The organism is Pseudomonas lalucatii (genome assembly GCF_018398425.1).
GTDB lineage: Bacteria > Pseudomonadota > Gammaproteobacteria > Pseudomonadales > Pseudomonadaceae > Aquipseudomonas > Aquipseudomonas lalucatii.
The window spans coordinates 1-16,385 of the sequence record NZ_JADPMV010000001.1; the positions used below are offsets into that span (position 1 = coordinate 1).

The 16,385-nt window shown below is 65.9% G+C and carries 13 protein-coding genes; 5 read left to right on the plus strand and 8 right to left on the minus strand.

Going from position 1 to position 16,385, the window contains the following annotated elements; all coding sequences use genetic code 11:
- Window positions 1–128: 128 nt before the first annotated feature.
- The 3 genes from queD to I0D00_RS00015 form a co-directional block, all read right to left on the minus strand.
- Complete coding sequence (gene queD / locus I0D00_RS00005) at window positions 129–485, minus strand: 6-carboxytetrahydropterin synthase QueD (protein WP_213637718.1); 357 nt, start codon at window positions 483–485, stop codon at window positions 129–131.
- A gap of 133 nt (window positions 486–618) precedes the next feature.
- Entirely contained in the window at window positions 619–1,764 is a 1,146-nt protein-coding gene (locus I0D00_RS00010; RefSeq protein WP_213637719.1) for a catalase family protein, read from the minus strand.
- An 87-nt stretch (window positions 1,765–1,851) separates the two neighbouring features.
- Window positions 1,852–3,726 (minus strand): c-type cytochrome, encoded by a 1,875-nt coding sequence (locus I0D00_RS00015; protein WP_213637720.1) that lies wholly within the window; start codon window positions 3,724–3,726, stop codon window positions 1,852–1,854.
- A gap of 243 nt (window positions 3,727–3,969) precedes the next feature.
- Between I0D00_RS00015 and I0D00_RS00020 the strand changes: the two genes are divergently transcribed.
- Complete coding sequence (locus I0D00_RS00020; protein WP_213637721.1) at window positions 3,970–4,437, plus strand: DUF3429 domain-containing protein; 468 nt, start codon at window positions 3,970–3,972, stop codon at window positions 4,435–4,437.
- A gap of 25 nt (window positions 4,438–4,462) precedes the next feature.
- Here the strand turns inward: I0D00_RS00020 and I0D00_RS00025 are convergent, their stop codons facing one another.
- Entirely contained in the window at window positions 4,463–5,077 is a 615-nt protein-coding gene (locus tag I0D00_RS00025) for a hypothetical protein (protein ID WP_213637722.1), read from the minus strand.
- A 404-nt stretch (window positions 5,078–5,481) separates the two neighbouring features.
- Here I0D00_RS00025 and I0D00_RS00030 point away from each other — a divergent pair, with 404 nt between their 5' ends.
- Window positions 5,482–6,312 (plus strand): undecaprenyl-diphosphate phosphatase, encoded by an 831-nt coding sequence (locus I0D00_RS00030; RefSeq protein WP_213637723.1) that lies wholly within the window; start codon window positions 5,482–5,484, stop codon window positions 6,310–6,312.
- 15 nt (window positions 6,313–6,327) lie between these two features.
- Here I0D00_RS00030 and I0D00_RS00035 read toward each other — a convergent pair whose 3' ends face one another.
- Together I0D00_RS00035 and I0D00_RS00040 are read right to left on the minus strand one after the other, a co-directional pair.
- A complete protein-coding gene (locus I0D00_RS00035) occupies window positions 6,328–6,681 on the minus strand; it encodes an MmcQ/YjbR family DNA-binding protein (protein WP_213637724.1) in 354 nt (117 codons plus the stop codon).
- A 93-nt stretch (window positions 6,682–6,774) separates the two neighbouring features.
- Window positions 6,775–7,542 carry a phosphoadenylyl-sulfate reductase gene (locus tag I0D00_RS00040; protein WP_274611272.1) on the minus strand — a complete coding sequence of 256 codons (768 nt, stop codon included), beginning with the start codon at window positions 7,540–7,542 and terminating at the stop codon, window positions 6,775–6,777.
- 213 nt (window positions 7,543–7,755) lie between these two features.
- Between I0D00_RS00040 and thrH the strand changes: the two genes are divergently transcribed.
- Window positions 7,756–8,373: a bifunctional phosphoserine phosphatase/homoserine phosphotransferase ThrH gene (gene thrH, locus I0D00_RS00045; protein WP_213637726.1), complete on the plus strand. Its 618-nt coding sequence runs from the start codon at window positions 7,756–7,758 to the stop codon at window positions 8,371–8,373.
- A gap of 45 nt (window positions 8,374–8,418) precedes the next feature.
- Here the strand turns inward: thrH and pabB are convergent, their stop codons facing one another.
- A complete protein-coding gene (pabB, locus tag I0D00_RS00050; RefSeq protein ID WP_213637727.1) occupies window positions 8,419–9,768 on the minus strand; it encodes an aminodeoxychorismate synthase component I in 1,350 nt (449 codons plus the stop codon).
- Window positions 9,769–9,931: 163 nt separating this feature from the next.
- Between pabB and I0D00_RS00055 the strand changes: the two genes are divergently transcribed.
- Together I0D00_RS00055 and I0D00_RS00060 are read left to right on the plus strand one after the other, a co-directional pair.
- Window positions 9,932–12,643 carry a winged helix-turn-helix domain-containing protein gene (locus I0D00_RS00055; protein WP_213637728.1) on the plus strand — a complete coding sequence of 904 codons (2,712 nt, stop codon included), beginning with the start codon at window positions 9,932–9,934 and terminating at the stop codon, window positions 12,641–12,643.
- On the plus strand, window positions 12,640–15,351 hold the full coding sequence (locus I0D00_RS00060) for a winged helix-turn-helix domain-containing protein (protein WP_213637729.1): 2,712 nt from the start codon (window positions 12,640–12,642) through the stop codon (window positions 15,349–15,351). Before I0D00_RS00055 ends, I0D00_RS00060 begins: the two co-directional genes overlap by 4 nt.
- A 44-nt stretch (window positions 15,352–15,395) precedes the next feature.
- On the opposite strand, the gene I0D00_RS00065 is transcribed toward I0D00_RS00060, so the two are convergent.
- Window positions 15,396–16,382, minus strand: coding sequence for an alpha-L-glutamate ligase-like protein (locus tag I0D00_RS00065; RefSeq protein WP_213637730.1), 987 nt, complete (start codon window positions 16,380–16,382; stop codon window positions 15,396–15,398).
- Window positions 16,383–16,385: the final 3 nt, after the last annotated feature.

Consider the following 16,385-nt stretch of genomic DNA (forward strand, 5'->3'; position numbering starts at 1 on the left):
AGGCCGGGGGTTTGCCTTTGTGCGCAGGTAATAGTTTGCTCGGTCCGATATTGGCCCTGAGCGCGAGCGGTACTTATCCGAGCGCATAAAAAAGCCACCTGAACGGTGGCTTTTTTATGCGCTCGGATTCAGTCGCCGCGGTACTCGCAGCCACTGGTGCAGGTCTCGTGAATACGGATGCGGGACAGTTCCGGAAGGAGGGGCTTGAGCTGTTGCCAGAGCCATTTGGCGATGACTTCGCTGGTGGGGTTTTCCAGGCCGGGGATATCGTTGAGGTAGTTGTGATCAAGCTGCTCGTAGAGCGGCTTGAAGATCTCCTTGATCTCGGCGAAGTCACGGATCCAGCCGGTGTAGGGATCTACCTCGCCCTCGATATAAACGGCGACGCGGAAGGAGTGGCCGTGCAGCCGTCCACATTTATGCCCGGCGGGGACGTGGGGGAGGCGGTGAGCAGCCTCGAAAATAAATTCTTTGAACAGTTCCACTACAACAGGTCTCTCTAGGTGCGCGGCCGCTAGCTCCGCTCTGATGAAGGTCGATCTTACCAGTTAGGCTCGCGTTTTACCCTATGATGTGATCGGCAGTCCTCGTGAGCTGCAGGCGAGCTGTAGATGACGCTTACTGGTCTTTAGGTGCGCCGTTCCTCTCGCGTCGATAGACGCTCACCGCCTCATACACGGATTTCCTCAAGCGGTTGATGCCGCCGATCGGTCGGTGCTCCGCAAGCGTGTGCCAGGGGTTGAAGGACAGGTTGTCGCAGAACAGATTCTGCTCCGTGCTATCGAAATCCTGGGCCGGCAGCTGGATGTTTGCCACGGTTTCATAAGGCGCGAGCGCCTCGTCCCACTCGACGCTGGGGTCTTCGATCGGCATATAGTGCGCGGGGTTCTGTTTTTGGACCTGCAGGGCGAAACAGGCGGGCACGCGATCAAGCGAGAGCTGTTGGTAGAGTGCGCTGCGCAGGAAGTTGGGCAGATCGGTATTCGGCGCAGGCAGATCGTAGTCCGGACAGTTTTCCGGAGCCGGGATGACGCGGTACTTGATGTTGTGTGGTCCGAGTTTGAACGGTGCAATGGAGTTGTAGGTGGTTGCGACCGGACTCTGCGGTGCCGGCGCCAGGGTCTTGAGGGCAATGATGAGGTGACGGAGCTCCCAGCTTCGTGGATCCCAACTGGGGAAGAATGCCAGGGCCTTCTTGCCATCGGCCTGGGCGGCGAAATTGCTTCGGTACTCGGCTACATCGCGCACGAAGAACACGGGATGGTTGAACATCACGAAGTCCTGTTCGTCCTTATGGGCTGCCCCGGCCATTAGCTTCTCACCGGGTACAGCGAGGAGCTTGATCGCCATGCCGCGGGCGTCGCGGATGCGGTCGAACTGCGGGTAGGCGTTGCCGTTGGACAGGCGCATCCAGGCCTGCCAGGTCTTTCCCGGCTCGCTCAGCACGCCATGCTGAAGACTCGCATCCAGATCGGCCAGAACGGTCACTTCGGCCTTTACACAACCATGGGCCTTGGCATGCGCGTCACGCAGGACACGGGTGTTGTCCCGGTGTTGCTCGACGATGCGAATGGCATCTTCGATGATGGCTTGAGTGTAGGCGGCCTCGTCGGGCGGAATTTGCTCCACGCTGGGCACCGGCCCGGAGTGCTTCCAGCTATAGTAGGCGGTCCCGGCAGCCCAGCCGCCTAGCCCGAGGGCCATCAACAGGAGCAGTAGTCTGCCGAACTGGCGGCCGAGCCAAAGCCAGATTCGTTTGAGCATGGGTCCCTTTCCTTATCCGTTGTAGGTGTATTTGGCTGCCGGGTGGCAGGTATTTCTGGTGTCACGTCGCAGAAGAGGCGCTACGCCTCAAGGTTGGCACTTGGGGCCAGGACTCCAGGGCCTGGCCTTGATCGGCGGCAACTGCTTTTCGAGTTCGCTATTGCCCAGGACCTTGAGGTATTCGATCAGGGCCAGGCGCTCGCTGGGTTGCAGGGCGCGGCCGATCACCCCGCCTTGGCGGCAGCCATCGCGGAACTCATGACCGCGGTTGCTGTTGCCCGTAACGCTGGTGTCGTAGAGGAAACCGCCGGGAAATTGCGCGCCGTCGAACCCGACTTTCTGCGGGTCGAATTCGAAGCTGCCGACCCAGAAGCGTGTCTGGCGCTCCGATACGGGCGAGAGCAGCTGGAACAGGGTCGGTACGGAGCCGTTGTGCAGGAACGGCGGGGTGGCCCAAATGCCGTCCAGGGGGCGCGCCTTGTAGCCACGTTTTTCCTGCACGCCAATCGGCAGGCCGAATCCGTCCATGCGCCAGCGTTCTCTGGGCTGAATGCCAGCGTCGCGATAGGCGCGGTCTTCCACGTAGGCGGTGATGTAGGCCAGCCCTTGGGCGCTGGAGATGTTGCGCAAGTCGATGTCTTCCAGGCGGGTATCGAACAGACGGACGTCCAGTTTGCCCAACTCGTCCTTGGTCCAGTCCAGTTTGCCGAGATCGAAGCGGTGGTCGGCGATGTTGTCGGCGGCCGTCGGGTCGGTGCCGACCACATCGGTAGGTACTACACGCATGTGCCACTCGGGGTTGCGCGCGGGGGCGAAACGCTTGTCGCGGGGTTTGGCCTCCGGCGCGTGGCAGTAGGCACAGTTCTCTTGGTACAGGGCACGGCCCTGGCTGGCGAGCGCCCGGTCGATTTGGCCGAATATGTGCTCGGGCCAAGCTGGGGGCTGCAATTGCTTGAGGGTTTCCTCCAGCTTGTAGAGCTCCCGCAGGCGTACGCTGGAGGCATAGCGCTCGGCTTCCGCGACAGGCTGGCCGTCACTTCCCATCAGGTGCAACGTCGCGCCTACGCCCAGGGCTTCGCCGATATTGCGTGCCATCGGCTGCATGGCCGAGGCGTTCCACTGCACCCAGTCGAACTTCCAGATGTCCCATACATGCGGGTAGCTTACCGGGGCATTGGCCACACGATAGTTGGCCGGGTCGATGGCATCACCGAAGACGCTGTTGGCGATGCGCCCGAAGGCGTCGGTGCGGCCGAAGCCCTCCTCGGTCGGGTAGAGTCCTCGGCGCCAGTCGTTGAGGGCGGTGTCGAGCAGGCGATCAAGCACTTCCTTGAAGTCGCGACGTAGTTGATCCCGCTCCTGAGCATAGTCCTCGCCCAAGACCTCCTTGGCGAAGCGCCTGAACTTCAGGGGGTTGTAGTAGGTGAACAGCATGCTCATGCCGAGCGCCTGGCCGAACCCGCCGCCGCGCAGGGTAGGCACCGTCGAGGCCAGCGAGTGCAGGGCCGCTCCGCCGTCAATGCGCACCGCTTCGCCTCGGTAGCGCAACTCGCCCGTGTGACAGGCGGCGCAACTGATATCCAGGTACTGGGTGCCGCTCGCGCTGTCTTCATGGCGGGCGAAACCGACGGGGAGGTTGGCCGGGTTGAGCTCGTTGGCACTCTGTTGCGGGTCGACCAGAAAGCCGAAGCGCGCCAAATACGCCGGGGTGGCGAACTTGTCGGTGCTCAAGGGCAGCTCCAGGGCGCTGAACCATGCATAACGCAGCCCCTTCACGCGGGTACCCTGGGGGGTGTAGTAGTAGGTCTGCCGCTGTGCCTCGCCCCACTGGTCGAGGTAGTGAAGCCGTGTCGGCTTCTGGTAGGCCGGCAGGTCCGGGTTGGCGATGAAGTACAGGCCGAGAGCGAGGCCGAGACCCAGCATCAGCAGTAGACCAGCTATGGTGCGACGGAGCATCCGCATCGGCACTTCCTTGTAGAGCAGTCTTTTGGACCTGAGTTTATGCCAAGCGCGCCGCCTAATGGCAAGCGGCCATGACCTTGGCCGTCGTTGCGCCTTCGCATATTGGCCGTCGACAGCGGACTCGAAAGCAGGGTGCGGCTGGAGCGCGCCACATGGGGCGGTGGCTGATAGCCTCAGGCATGAGGGTTTGCAGAGCCGCTCGAAGTCTGGCTACCCTGAGCGCACAATCGACAGGAGTTCGCGATGCATCCGTTCGAAGCCAAGCATCCGCAGCAATTGGCCATGCACCTGGGCTATGCCGGCCTGATTCCTTTCGTCAGCGGAGCCTTGGGCATCTGGATCACGCCCTTTGCCTGGCGGCCCTATGTCATGGCTGCGCTGCTGGATTATGCGGCAGTGATCCTGGCATTCATGGGGGCGATTCACTGGGGGCTGGCGATGCGGGCCGAGGCGAGCGACGAACGGGCCAAGCTGCAGCTTGGCCTGTCGGTGATTCCGCCCTTGCTGGGATGGGTCGCGGTGGCCAGCGGCATGCCTTTCGGTTTCGCCTTGCCGGTGTTCCTGGTGGCCTTCGTGTTGCTGTATCTCGCCGATTTGCGGGCGGTCAAGCTGGGCCTGGCGCCCAGATGGTATCCGGCCCTGCGGCGTCCGCTGACCATCGTCGTGACGATCAGTCTGCTGCTCGCCTGGGTCAGCCTGCTGCGTCTGTGAGCGGGGCGGTCGCCGATGCAGGTCTCTAGTAGGTGAGGCTATCGGCTTGGCGATAGAGCATCAGCAGCTTGCGGGTAATGGTCTGCTGGATGTCTTCGCGCTCGAAGGACGAGAGGCGGTTGAGGCGATGGACCTGCAGCCGGTGCAGGTGGATGTAGGGCATCTGCTGATCGAACTCGCGCAAGTCGCCCTTCATCATGATCGGCAGGAACAGGTCGCCGATTTTCTTCTGGTTGCTGATGATCTGTGCCAGGGCCTGTTTGAACGGCATGGTCTTGGGGGCCGGGCCGCCTTCTTTCATCTGGGTGGCCAGTAGCAGGCCGGGCTTGCCCAGCAGGGCGCCGGGCAGCACGCAGAGGCCGGTCTTGCGCACAGCCAGCGCTTCGATGCCGTGCAGCGTGTCATGGAAGGCATAGGGGTTGGGCAGCACCACCATCTTGCGGCCTTGGTCACTGGGGAAGTGCAGGTCGTAGTTGGTATAGAGCTGGCGAACGGACTCGGAGTAGACGCACAGGCGGTTCTCGAACAACTTGATGAAGCGTTCGGCCAACTCCCGGCGGGCGATACTGTCGAGATCCCAGATCAGGTCCTGGTTTTGCGCCTTGCCGAGTTCAACTTCCTGGTGTTCCATGCCGCTCATCTTCTTGCCTCATACATGAAACTGGTCGAGCACTCTGTCGAGTCATCCAGCGCCAGCGCATTATCCGGTGTCATGCGGGTCATCTGGGTGACTTTCTGATTAAAAACTTCGGGGGCGCGCTAGTGTTGCAGTGTGGTCCTGGCGCGCAAAGCATTCAAGGCCATCGGCTGCCCAGTCTGGCCGGCCCGGGGGGCTCTGCGCAAGAGTTGGCGCAGGCGCACCGGCAACGCGTGTTTCTCTGGTAGCATTTCGGCCCCTGTGGACGAGCCTGGACCGTCGGTGCTGGGTTGGCCGCGTGCCGGAACCTTACCGCAGGCGATGAGTCCGAAGCTCGTCCGTTATTGCTTAACCCCCGCATAGACAGGTAGTTCGCACGGTAGTGACCGCGCGCCTTAGGAGATTGGATGGATCTGTGGCTGGCCGTACAGGCTTTGATTTTGGGCGTTGTTGAAGGCATTACCGAGTTCCTGCCGATTTCCAGTACGGGTCATCAGATCATAGTCGCGGACCTCATCGACTTCTCCGGTGAGCGGGCCATGGCCTTCAATATCATCATCCAGTTGGGCGCCATTCTCGCGGTGGTCTGGGAGTACCGGCAGAAGATCCTCGAGGTCGTGCTCGGGTTGCCGGAACAGCGCCAGGCCCAGCGCTTCACGGCGAATCTGCTGATCGCCTTCTCCCCTGCGCTGGTGCTCGGCGTGGCCTTCGCCGACCTGATCCACGCATTTCTGTTCAATCCGATCACGGTAGCCGCCGCGCTGGTGGCCGGGGGCGTGGTCATGCTCTGGGCCGAGCAGCGCACTCATCGGATCAGCGCCGAGAGCGTGGACGACATGAGCTGGCAACAGGCGCTGAAGGTCGGCTGCGCGCAGTGCCTGGCGATGATCCCCGGAACTTCGCGCTCCGGCGCCACCATCATTGGCGGGCTGCTGTTCGGTCTGTCACGCAAGGCGGCGACCGAGTTCTCCTTCTTCCTGGCGATGCCGACCATGGTCGGGGCTGCGGTGTATTCCGGTTATAAGTACCGGGACCTGTTCCAACCGGCTGACCTGCCGGTATTCGCCATCGGCTTCGTCACCTCCTTCGTCTTTGCCATGCTCGCCGTCCGCGCGCTGCTGCGGTTTATCGGCAACCACAGCTATGCGGCCTTCGCCTGGTACCGGATAGTATTCGGCCTGCTGATCCTGGCCACCTGGCAGATAGGCCTGATCGACTGGAGCACGGCCCAGGGCTGAGCCTGCCGGGGGCTTTCAGCTGTCGAGCAGCAGGCCCGCTTGCAGACGCTTGGGCAGCCGGCGTACCACCAGCTGGTGGGAGCGGGTCAGCAGTTGGCGCAGTTCGTTGTCGCCGAGCGGCGGCTGCGCGCAGCTCATGCTGATCCAGTGTGCCCGCGCCAGGTAGGGAGCAGGCCGGACGCCCGGACGGTCGACATAGCCGAGGAACAGGTCGCCGTCGACCTTGAAGGCGAGATCCTGGCCGAGGAAGTCGAGGACGGCGAACATCTTGTTGCCGGCCACGGAAAACACCCGGTTGGAACCCCACTTGAAGTCCTCGCGGGCGCCGGGCAGGTGCAGACAGAAGTGCGCTATTTCATCCCGGGTCATTTCGCCTCAGCCGATTGATGGCTCGTCAGCCAGGCTCGTAGTGCTGGCGGTGACTGGGCGCCGCGCCGGCCGCCGGCAAGGCGTCGCCGCGTGCTACTGCTTGGCGATCAGGTTGCCGGCGTGCAGTCCGCACTCCTTCTGCGTGGCTTCCTCCCACCACCAGCGTCCCTCGCGTTCATGCTGGTTGGGCAGCACCGGCCGGGTGCAGGGTTCGCAGCCGATGCTGATGAAGCCGCGCTCGTGCAGGCTGTTGTAGGGCAGCTCGAGCATGCGGATATAGGCCCAGACCTCCTCGCTGCTCATCTGCGCCAGCGGGTTGAACTTGTACAGCGGCCGTGCCGCTGTGGAGAAGGCCGTGTCGATCTCCAGCGCCGCCACCTGGCTGCGGGTGCCGGGGCTCTGGTCGCGGCGTTGGCCGGTGGCCCAGGCCTTGACCGTGGCCAGCTTGCGGCGCAGCGGGGCGATCTTGCGGATGCCGCAGCACTCGCCGTGGCCGTCCTTGTAGAAGCTGAACAGGCCCTTTTCCTTGACCATCGCCTCGAGTGCGGTGGCATCCGGGGACAGCACCTCGATGGCGATGCCGTAGTGCTCGCGCACCTGGTCGATGAAACGATAGGTTTCCGGGTGCAGGCGGCCGGTATCGAGGCTGAAGACCTTGACCTGCTTGTTGAGCTTCCAGGCCATGTCCACCAGCACGACGTCCTCGGCGCCGCTGAAGGAGATCCACAGCTCATCGCCGAAGTGCTCGAAGGCGAGTTTGAGAATGTCCTGGGGCGACTTGTTCGCGTAGGTCGCGGCCAGTTCGGCTACATCGAAGGGGTGGCTCATCGGGCTGGATTCCTGGTTATGGTGCGCTGGCAGGGACGCCGCGGGGCGCTTGGCAAATCGGCCGCTCGCTCCGTCCGCGCGCCCTGGCGCTCTTTCTGTGCCGCGGATGGTAGCAAAAACGCGTTATGCGGCTAAATAAACAAATCCCATGAGAGCCAAGGTGTTTGGATATAAGGGCCGCGTTGCGTGGCTGTGGGCGAGCGGCTAGAGTGCGGCCTTCATTCAAGCTCAAGTCAGGAGTGTGCCGTGGAAATCGCTTGTCTCGATCTGGAAGGCGTGCTGGTCCCGGAAATCTGGATCGCCTTCGCGGAACAAACCGGCATCGACGCGCTGAAGGCGACCACCCGCGACGTTCCCGACTACGACGTGCTGATGCAGCAGCGCCTGCGCATCCTCGACGAGCATGGCCTGAAGCTGGCCGACATCCAGGAGGTGATCGCCACCCTCGAGCCGCTGGACGGCGCCGTGGAGTTCGTCGACTGGCTGCGCGAGCGCTTCCAGGTGGTGATCCTCTCCGACACCTTCTACGAGTTTGCGCAACCCTTGATGCGCCAGCTGGGTTTCCCCACGCTGCTGTGCCACAGGCTGGTCACCGACGACAGCGGTCGCGTGGTCAGCTACCAGCTGCGCCAGAAAGACCCCAAGCGCCAGGCGGTGATCGCCTTCAAGAGCCTGTATTACCGGGTGATCGCCGCAGGCGATTCGTACAACGACACCAGCATGCTCGACGAGGCCCATGCCGGCATCCTGTTCCATGCGCCGGACAACGTGATTCGCGAGTTCCCCCAGTTTCCGGCGGTGCACAGCTATGCGGACCTCAAGCGCGAGTTCCTCAAGGCATCCAGTCGCGCGTTGAACCTGTAGCCTCGGCGCGCAAGGGATCAAGGCCATGGCGGCGGGCCTTGCCCGTCAGTCGCAGAAGCGCTCCAGGGTTTCCAGCAGAACCTTCACCTTGGTGATCGACTCCTGGTACTCCGCCTGCCACTGGGAGTCGGCGACTATCCCGCCGCCGCCCCAGCAGCACAGCTGCCCGTCCTTGGCCAGCAGGCTGCGGATGGCGATCGAGCTGTCCATCTCGCCGCGCACGTCCAGGTACAGCAAGGAGCCGCAATAGAGCGCACGGCGCGTCGGCTCCAGCTCGTCGATGATCTGCATCGCGCGAATCTTCGGCGCCCCGGTGATCGAACCGCCGGGGAAGCTGCCGGCGATCAGGTCCAGGGCATCCTTGCCGGCGGCCAGTTCGCCGGTCACCGCGCTGACCAGGTGGTGGACATTGGGGTAGCTCTCCAGGGCGAACAGCTCCGGTACCCGTACCGAGCCGGTGCGGCAGCTGCGGCCCAGATCGTTGCGCAGCAGATCGACGATCATCAGGTTCTCGGCCCGGTCCTTCAGGCTGTCGATCAGCGCCCGGGCCTGTGCGGCATCCTGTTGCGGGTCGCTGTCGCGCGGCCGCGTGCCCTTGATCGGCCGGGTCTCCACCGCGCCCTGGCTGACGCGGATGAAGCGCTCCGGCGACAGGCTGATGATCGCTCCGCCCTCCGGCAAGCCCTGGTAGCCGGCGAAGGGCGTCGGGCAGGCCTCGCGCAGGGCCTGGTAGGCGCTCCAGGGATCGCCCCGGTAGCGGGCGCGGAAGCGTTGGGCGAAGTTCACCTGGTAGCAGTCGCCGGCCTGGATATAGGCCTGGATGCGCTCGATGGCCTGGCGATAGTCCTCCTGGTCGAGGTCGGCCTGGAAGGCGCCGAGCAGCTCGAAGGGGCGTGGCGGCACGGCGGCCGGCCGTTCGAACAGGACGATCAGTCGCTCGCGCTCTGCGGCCGACAGGCTCGGATGGAACAGCAGCTGGCTGGTCTCCGACTGGTGGTCGCTGATCAGCGCCCAGGCGTACAGGCCGAAGCGGGCGTCGTTCAGGCCGAGGTCATCGGCCGCCCGGGCGGGCAGCTTTTCCAGGCGACGGCCGAAGTCGTAGGCCAGGTAACCGATCAGTCCGCCGGCGAAGGGCAGGGGGCAGTCGGCGGGCGGTTCGGCGGCGCCGAGCCCGGCCAGGCCGCCGCGCAGGCGCTGGAAAAAGTCTTCCGCGCTTTCGTCGGGGCCCGCCATCAACTCCGCCAGCGGCCAGGCGCTGATCAGGTCATAGCGCCCGCGTTGCGCCGTCGGGCGTCCGGCATCCAGCAAGACCGCGCCGGGCGCCTGGCTGACGACGCTGAAATAGTCGACGGGGTCGGCCCGGTAGGGCAGAGAATGAATGAGGCAAGTAGGCATGCGAGGTATTCGAACGAGCGGACGCCGATTGTAGAACGCCGTCACCGTTCGTCCTAGGGTTTGCGCGTAGGTTTACTCGGCAGAATGGGGCTGATTAGTATGGACGGCCGCCCGGCAAGCGGTACGCCAGTGCCATAAAGTCACCCGATCAAGGACCGTGTTCATGGAGGAATGTCTGGGGGCAGCCGCTGCAAGCCATCTGCGCTCGAGGCTCGGCCCGCCCCAGTTGCCCGGCGAATACCTGTCGAGGCCCGGGGTAGAGGCCGCCCTGGCGGCTTGTCGGCATGCGCGCCTGCTACTGTTCTCGGCTCCGGCCGGGTTCGGCAAGACCTGCGCCTTGGCCGCTCTGGCGCATGCGCGCGCGGGTGCCGGCCAGGCGGTGGCCTGGCTGTCGCTGGAGAGCGGGGACGACGAGCCGACGCGCTTCTTCGCTCAGCTGCTCGACGCGCTTGCCGGGCGGCTTCCCGGCCTCGGTAGAGAGGCCCGGGCCTATATGGAAAACACCGTGGAGGTGTCGGAGGCCGCGGTGATGGAGTGCCTGCTGGCGGACTTGGCACAGCGGCACGAGCCGTTGCTGCTGATACTCGACGATCTGCACCTGATTCAGCATGCCGGGGTGCTGGCTGCCCTCCGGCGTCTGATCGGTTGCGCGCCCAATGGGTTCGTCCTGGCGGTCGGCAGCCGCGGACAGCCGGCCCTGGGCCAGGCGACCCTGCGCGCCAAGGGGCTGTTGCTGGAGCTGGGGGAAGCGGAGCTGCGCCTGGGACCGGCGGAGGCCCGCGAATACATGGATCGCCGTGGACTCCATCCGAGCGATGAAGCCTTCGCTGCCCTGTACCGGCACACCGAGGGTTGGCTGGTCGGGGTGCACCTGACCTGTCTCTGGTTGCGCCAGCGACCTGAGGCCAGCCTGCAATGGGCCGAGAGGGAGGCCGGCCAGGCCGCCGGCGATTACCTGCTGCGCAGCGTGTTCGAGCAGCTGCCGACGGACAGACAGCAGGTGTTGCTGGCCCTGGCCGTCGCCCAGCAGCTCGACGGCGACCTGGCCGGCACCCTGACCGGGCGCCAGGATGGCCAGTGGCTGCTGGAGGAGTTGGAGGCCCTGCAGCTGTTCCTGCTGCCGCTCGATCGCGAGCGGCGGTGGTACCGCTTCCACAACCTGTTCGCCGAGTTTCTGCGCGGACGCCTGCTGGCGACCGATTCCGAGCGATTCAGGCAGCTGCACTTCAATGCCAGCCTGTGGTTCGCCAACCACCACATGCACACCCTGGCGATCGAGCACGCCAGCCTGGCCGAGGACCCGCAGATGCTCGCGGCGCTGGTGGACGGGTGCGGCTTGGAGCTGATCAACCGCGGTCAGCTCCACCTGATCTACAAGTGGCGCCAGCGCGTGCCCGACTCGATTGCCGAGGGCTATCCGCTGCTGGTGCTGGCCGACGTCTGGAGCCGGGCGGCGGAGCTGGGGTTGGCGGAGGCCAATCGCATGCTCGACGAGCAGTCGCAGCGCTGGGGCCGGACGGAAGACGCGGCGCTGCTCAGCGACAAGCTGCTGGCGACCCTGACGATCAAGGCGGTGGTCGCCCTGCAGAAGGACGACCTGCCGGGTTGTCTCGCCCTGGCGCGGCGGGTGGAGCGGCAGCTGGGGCAGCACTCGGCCTTCCTCGAGGTGGCCATGCTGATCGTCGGCGCGCTGGCCTGCGTGATCATGGCGATGCCCGAGTCCGCTCGGCGCCTGCTGGCCCAGGCACAGCAGCGCAATCACTTCCTCCCAGGCCGCTATCTGGCTATGCAGCTGAGCAATGTGGAGGTCCTCCTGTGCCTGGAACAGGGGCGAGTCAGGCAGGCGCAACTGCTGTTCGCGCAGTTGCGCGCGCAGACGCTGCCTTGTTTCGCGCAACGTTCCCGGGCGTTGGTCCTGCCGAGTATCAGCGAGGCGCTGCTCGCCTACCATCAGGGCCATCTGGACGGCCTCGAGGAGAGCCTCTGCGAGGCCCTGGCGAGGGTGGACCTGATCAATCCGATCGACCTGTACGCCCAGGGCATGCTGTGCCTGGCCCAGGTCCGGCGCATGCACGGCAAGCCGAAGGAGGCGGCGGCGACCCTGTTGCAGATGCAGAGCCTGGCGGTGCGCAACCGCGCCTGGCGTTTCCAGGCCCAGGCCATCGGCGAGGAGGTGGCGCAGATTCTCCAGGAACCGGCCGCCGACCGCCTCGCGCGTGCCGAGCGACGGCTGCACGGCTTCGATTGGGCCGGGCTGGCCGAACACTACCGAGACATGCCATGCAATCCGTTGGTCTGGGTGCAAGGGCTGGCGCGCACCCGCCTGAGCCAGGCGCGGGGTCAGCATGGCGAGGCGCTGCACGAAATCGCCCAACTGCACGGCCTGCTGCTGGATGACTGGCACGGCTTGCCGCGCCTGCGCCTGAATCTGCTGGCGGCCCTCAGCTATCAGCGCCTGGGCTATCGGGAACGCGCCTTCAGCCTGCTCGAGCAGTGCCTGCTGGATGCCGAGCGCGAAGGGGTGCGCAGCCTGCTCATCGAAGAGGGCGCGCAGGTGCGCCTGCTCCTGCAGCAGTTCGAGGCGCTCGAACGGCAACCGGCACTGCTGCAGTTCGCCCGCTCGATCCTGGCGATCTGGCCGGGCCGCGACCATGGCCCGGCTCCAGAGGGCATCGCCGAGGGGTTGACCGAGCGTGAAGATGAGGTGATCCGGCTGGCGGCCCAGGGCCTGTCCAATGACGCCATCGGCCGGCGGCTGGGGCTGGCCCTGGGCACCGTCAAGTGGCACCTGCACAACATCTACGAGAAGCTCAAGGTGCGCAACAGGACCCAGGCGATCCGCCGCGCCCGCGACTTCGGCCTGCTTGCGCCATGAGCCTGCCCGAGCCGGCGCTCCCGCCGCTGTTGCCCAGCAAGCTGCTGCCGATGAGCGACGGCGGGCGCCCGCAGCTGGCGCGTGCCGCGCTGATCGAGCGCTTGTTCGAGGCCCGCGAGCGGAGTCTGACGATCTGTGCGCCGGCTGGGTTCGGCAAGAGCACGTTGCTCGGCCAGTTGCGCCAGCGCCTGCAGGCTAGCGGCGCGGCCGTGGCCTGGCTGACGTGCGACGAGGCCGACAGCGAGCCGCAGCGCCTGCTGCGCTATCTGTCGGCAGCCATCGCCGGGCAGCTGCCGGGCTTCGGCGCGGCCACCCTGGGCTTGTTGCAGGCTGGCGGGCGCCTGTCCCCTCGAGTCCTGGTCGACGCCTTCCTGGCCGAGCTGGAGGCGCTCGAGGCGCCGCTGTATCTGATCCTGGACGACCTCCAGCACCTCCGCCAGCCGCCGCACGACCCGCTGCTGTGCCATCTGTTCGAGCGGCTGCCGGAGCCTGTGCGGCTGCTCTGCGGCGCGCGCGCACTGCCGGGCTTCATCGACGGGCGCCGGGTGCGGGGGGCTGCGGCGCTGCAGATCGGCGCCGAGGACTTGTGCCTGACGGCGGAGGAGGCCGGGGCCTATCTGCACGAGGTTCAGGGCCTGCGGCTGAGCCACGCCGAGGTCATGCTGCTGCACGGGCGCACCGAGGGCTGGATCGCCGGGCTGCACCTGCTGGCGTTGTCCCTGGCGCGCTGTCCGGACCCTGCGGCCTTTCTCCGCGGCGTGTCCGGCAGCGAACGCTATATCGCCGACTACCTGGGTGAGGACGTGCTGGATCGGCTCCCACCCCGACAGCAGCGCTTCCTCGAGCTGACCTCGGTGCTCGACGAGTTCGATATCGAGCTGTGCGGGGCACTGACCGGCCATGACGACGTGCCCGCGATCCTGCACCAGCTGCAGGACGAGCAGCTGTTCATCGTTGCCCTGGACGAGCGAGGCCGGTGGTTCCGCTACCATCCGCTGTTCGCCGAGTGTCTGCAGGGGCGTCTGGCCCGGTGGGGGGAGCCGACTCAGCTGCTGCACGCCGCGGCGCGCTGGTGCGAGCAGCAGGGTCTGGTGGACAAGGCGGTCGACTATGCCCTGCGCGCCCGCGACTATGGTTTCGCCGCCGCCCTGCTGGAGCGTCAGGGCGTCTACCTGATGGCCAGCAACCGGCTGTACGACATCCTCGCGAGCATGGCCAGGCTTCCGGCGGAGATGATCCGCGAGTACCCGGTGCTGCAGATCTTCTATGCCTGGCAGCTGGCCTTCGAGCAGAAGTATCTGGATGCCGAGGCGCTGATCGACGATGTCGCTGCGCGCCTGCAACGAGGCTGCGGCCGTGGACTGCGTGGCGACTCGGGTGAGGCCCTGGCGCTGACGCAGGTGATCAAGGCCCTGGTGCTGCTCTACCAGGACAGGCTGGCGCAGTGCCTGAGCGTTACCCGTCACTGGCTCAGCCTGGTGCCGGACGAGCAGGCGCTGATCCGCGCCAGCCTGTCGTGCGTCCAGGCGGCGGCCCATGCCCTGCGCGGCGAGTTCGATGCGGCCAGGCACTCGCTCGAGCTGGCCCGTGACTACCTGCGGCGCAGCGCCAGCGAATACCTGCAGGCGATGCTCTGCCTGATCGAGGCGCTGCTGTGCAAGGAGCGGGGACAGTTGGAGCGGGGCTGTGCCCTGGCGGAGGACGCCCTGGCCAGCGCCGAGCGGGTATTCGGCCCGCATAGTCGGGCGGGTGGGCCCCTGGTGCTGGCCTACGCCGACCTGCTGTACGAGCGGGACCGCCATGCCGGCATCCTCGCCGCGTTGCCCCAGGCCGTCGTCCGGCGCGATGTCGCCACGCCAATCGAGCTGATCAGTCGTGGCCGCTTGCTGATGGCGCGTGCACGTTTCTTTGCCGGCGAGAGCGAGCAGGGGCTGCTGCAGCTGGACGAGTGGCTGGGGCAGCTGCATGGGGCGGATTGCCAACGGCTCTACGCGCTCGCCGTGAGCTGCAAGGTGCATTTCCTCCTGTGGCTGCGCCGTCCCCATGAGGCCGAGCGGCTCTGCCTGCAGGCGCTCGGTGATTGGCGCGGGCTGCCGGTGCCGGGCGCCGCCGATGTCGGCGTCGCCCTGGTGCTGTGCCAGGCGCGCCTGGCGCTGTCCGGGCGCCGGGGCGAGCGGGCGGTTGCGCTGCTGGAGGCCTGCCTGGCCAAGCAGGTCGCCGAGCACCAGCGCGACAGCCTTTTGCGCCTGTCCTTGCTGCTGGCGGTGGCGTACTGGAGCACGGGCAGCGGCGAGCGGGCCTTCGCCCTGCTGCGCGCCAGCCTGGCGGACGCCTGGGGCAGCGGCTACCGGCGCCTGTTCCTCGACGAGGCGCTGTGGCTGTTGCCGCTCTGGGAGGCCTGGCAGGCGAGCGACCCCGGCTGCGCCAGTGGCTGGCAGGGACTGACCGAACGACTACGGGAGCAGTGCCGATGCCTTGGCGTCGATCAGCAGGCGTTCGCCGGTCACCAGGATGTCAGCCATCGGGAGCAGGAGATCCTGCGCCTGGTCGCCGCCGGCCTGGCCAACCGCGATATCGCCAAGGCCATGCACCTGAGCGAAGCCACCGTCAAATGGCACCTGCATAACCTGTTCGCCAAGCTGGGGGTGCGCAGCCGCACCCAGGCGGTGCTGGTGGGCAGAGGTTCGGGCCTGTTGAACGAGGCCTGAGGAGGGCGCGGAGCCCGGCATCGGCCGGGCTCCGCGCGCCGCGGTCAGACTTCGTTCGGCTGGGCGTGGCCGAACAGTCCCTGGGAGAAGCGCATGCGCTCTTCGGCGCTTTCCTGGATGCCCTTGGCCTTGAGCTCGGCGAGGCGTGCCTCGACGGCGTGGGCGCGGTGGGTGAGGCCGCAGTCGTTGGCGATCTGGATGTTCAGCCCCGGACGGGCGTTGAGCTCGAGGATCAGCGGGCCCTTCTCCTGATCCAGAACCATGTCCACGCCGATATAGCCCAGGCCGCAGAGCTCGTAGCAGCCGGCCGCCAGCTTCATGAAGCCGTTCCAGTTGGGCAGTTGCACGCCGTCCACCGCGTTGGTGGTGTCCGGATGCTTGCTGATCTTGTTGTTCAGCCAGGTGCCGCGCAGGGTCACCCCGGTGGCCAGGTCGACGCCGACACCGATGGCGCCCTGGTGCAGGTTGGCCTTGCCGTTGGACTGGCGGGTCGGCAGGCGCAGCATGGCCATCACCGGGTAGCCCATCAGCACGATGATGCGGATGTCCGGCACGCCCTCGTAGCTGATGCTCTTGAAGATCGGGTCCGGGATCACCCGGTACTCGATCAGTGCGCGGTCGCGGTGGCCACCGAGGGAGTAGAGGCCGGTGAGGATGCTGGAGATCTGGTGCTCGATTTCCTCGTGGCTGATGATGCGCCCGGAAACCGTCTTGTAGCGCTCCTCGAAGCGGTCGGCGACCACCAGGATGCCGTCGCCGCCGGCACCCTGCGCCGGCTTGACCACGAAGTCGCTGCGCTCGCCGATGATACTGGTGAGCTTGTCGATTTCCTTCTCGGTGCTGATCACCCCATAGAGCTCAGGCACATGGATGCCGGCCTCGATGGCCCGTTCCTTGGTGATGATCTTGTCGTCGACGATCGGGTACAGGTGCCGCTTGTTGTACTTCAGCACGTAGTCCGCATTGCGGCGGTTGATGCCCATGATGCCCTTGGCTTCGAGGGCCTTCCAGGTTTTCCAGAGACCTAGCATGGC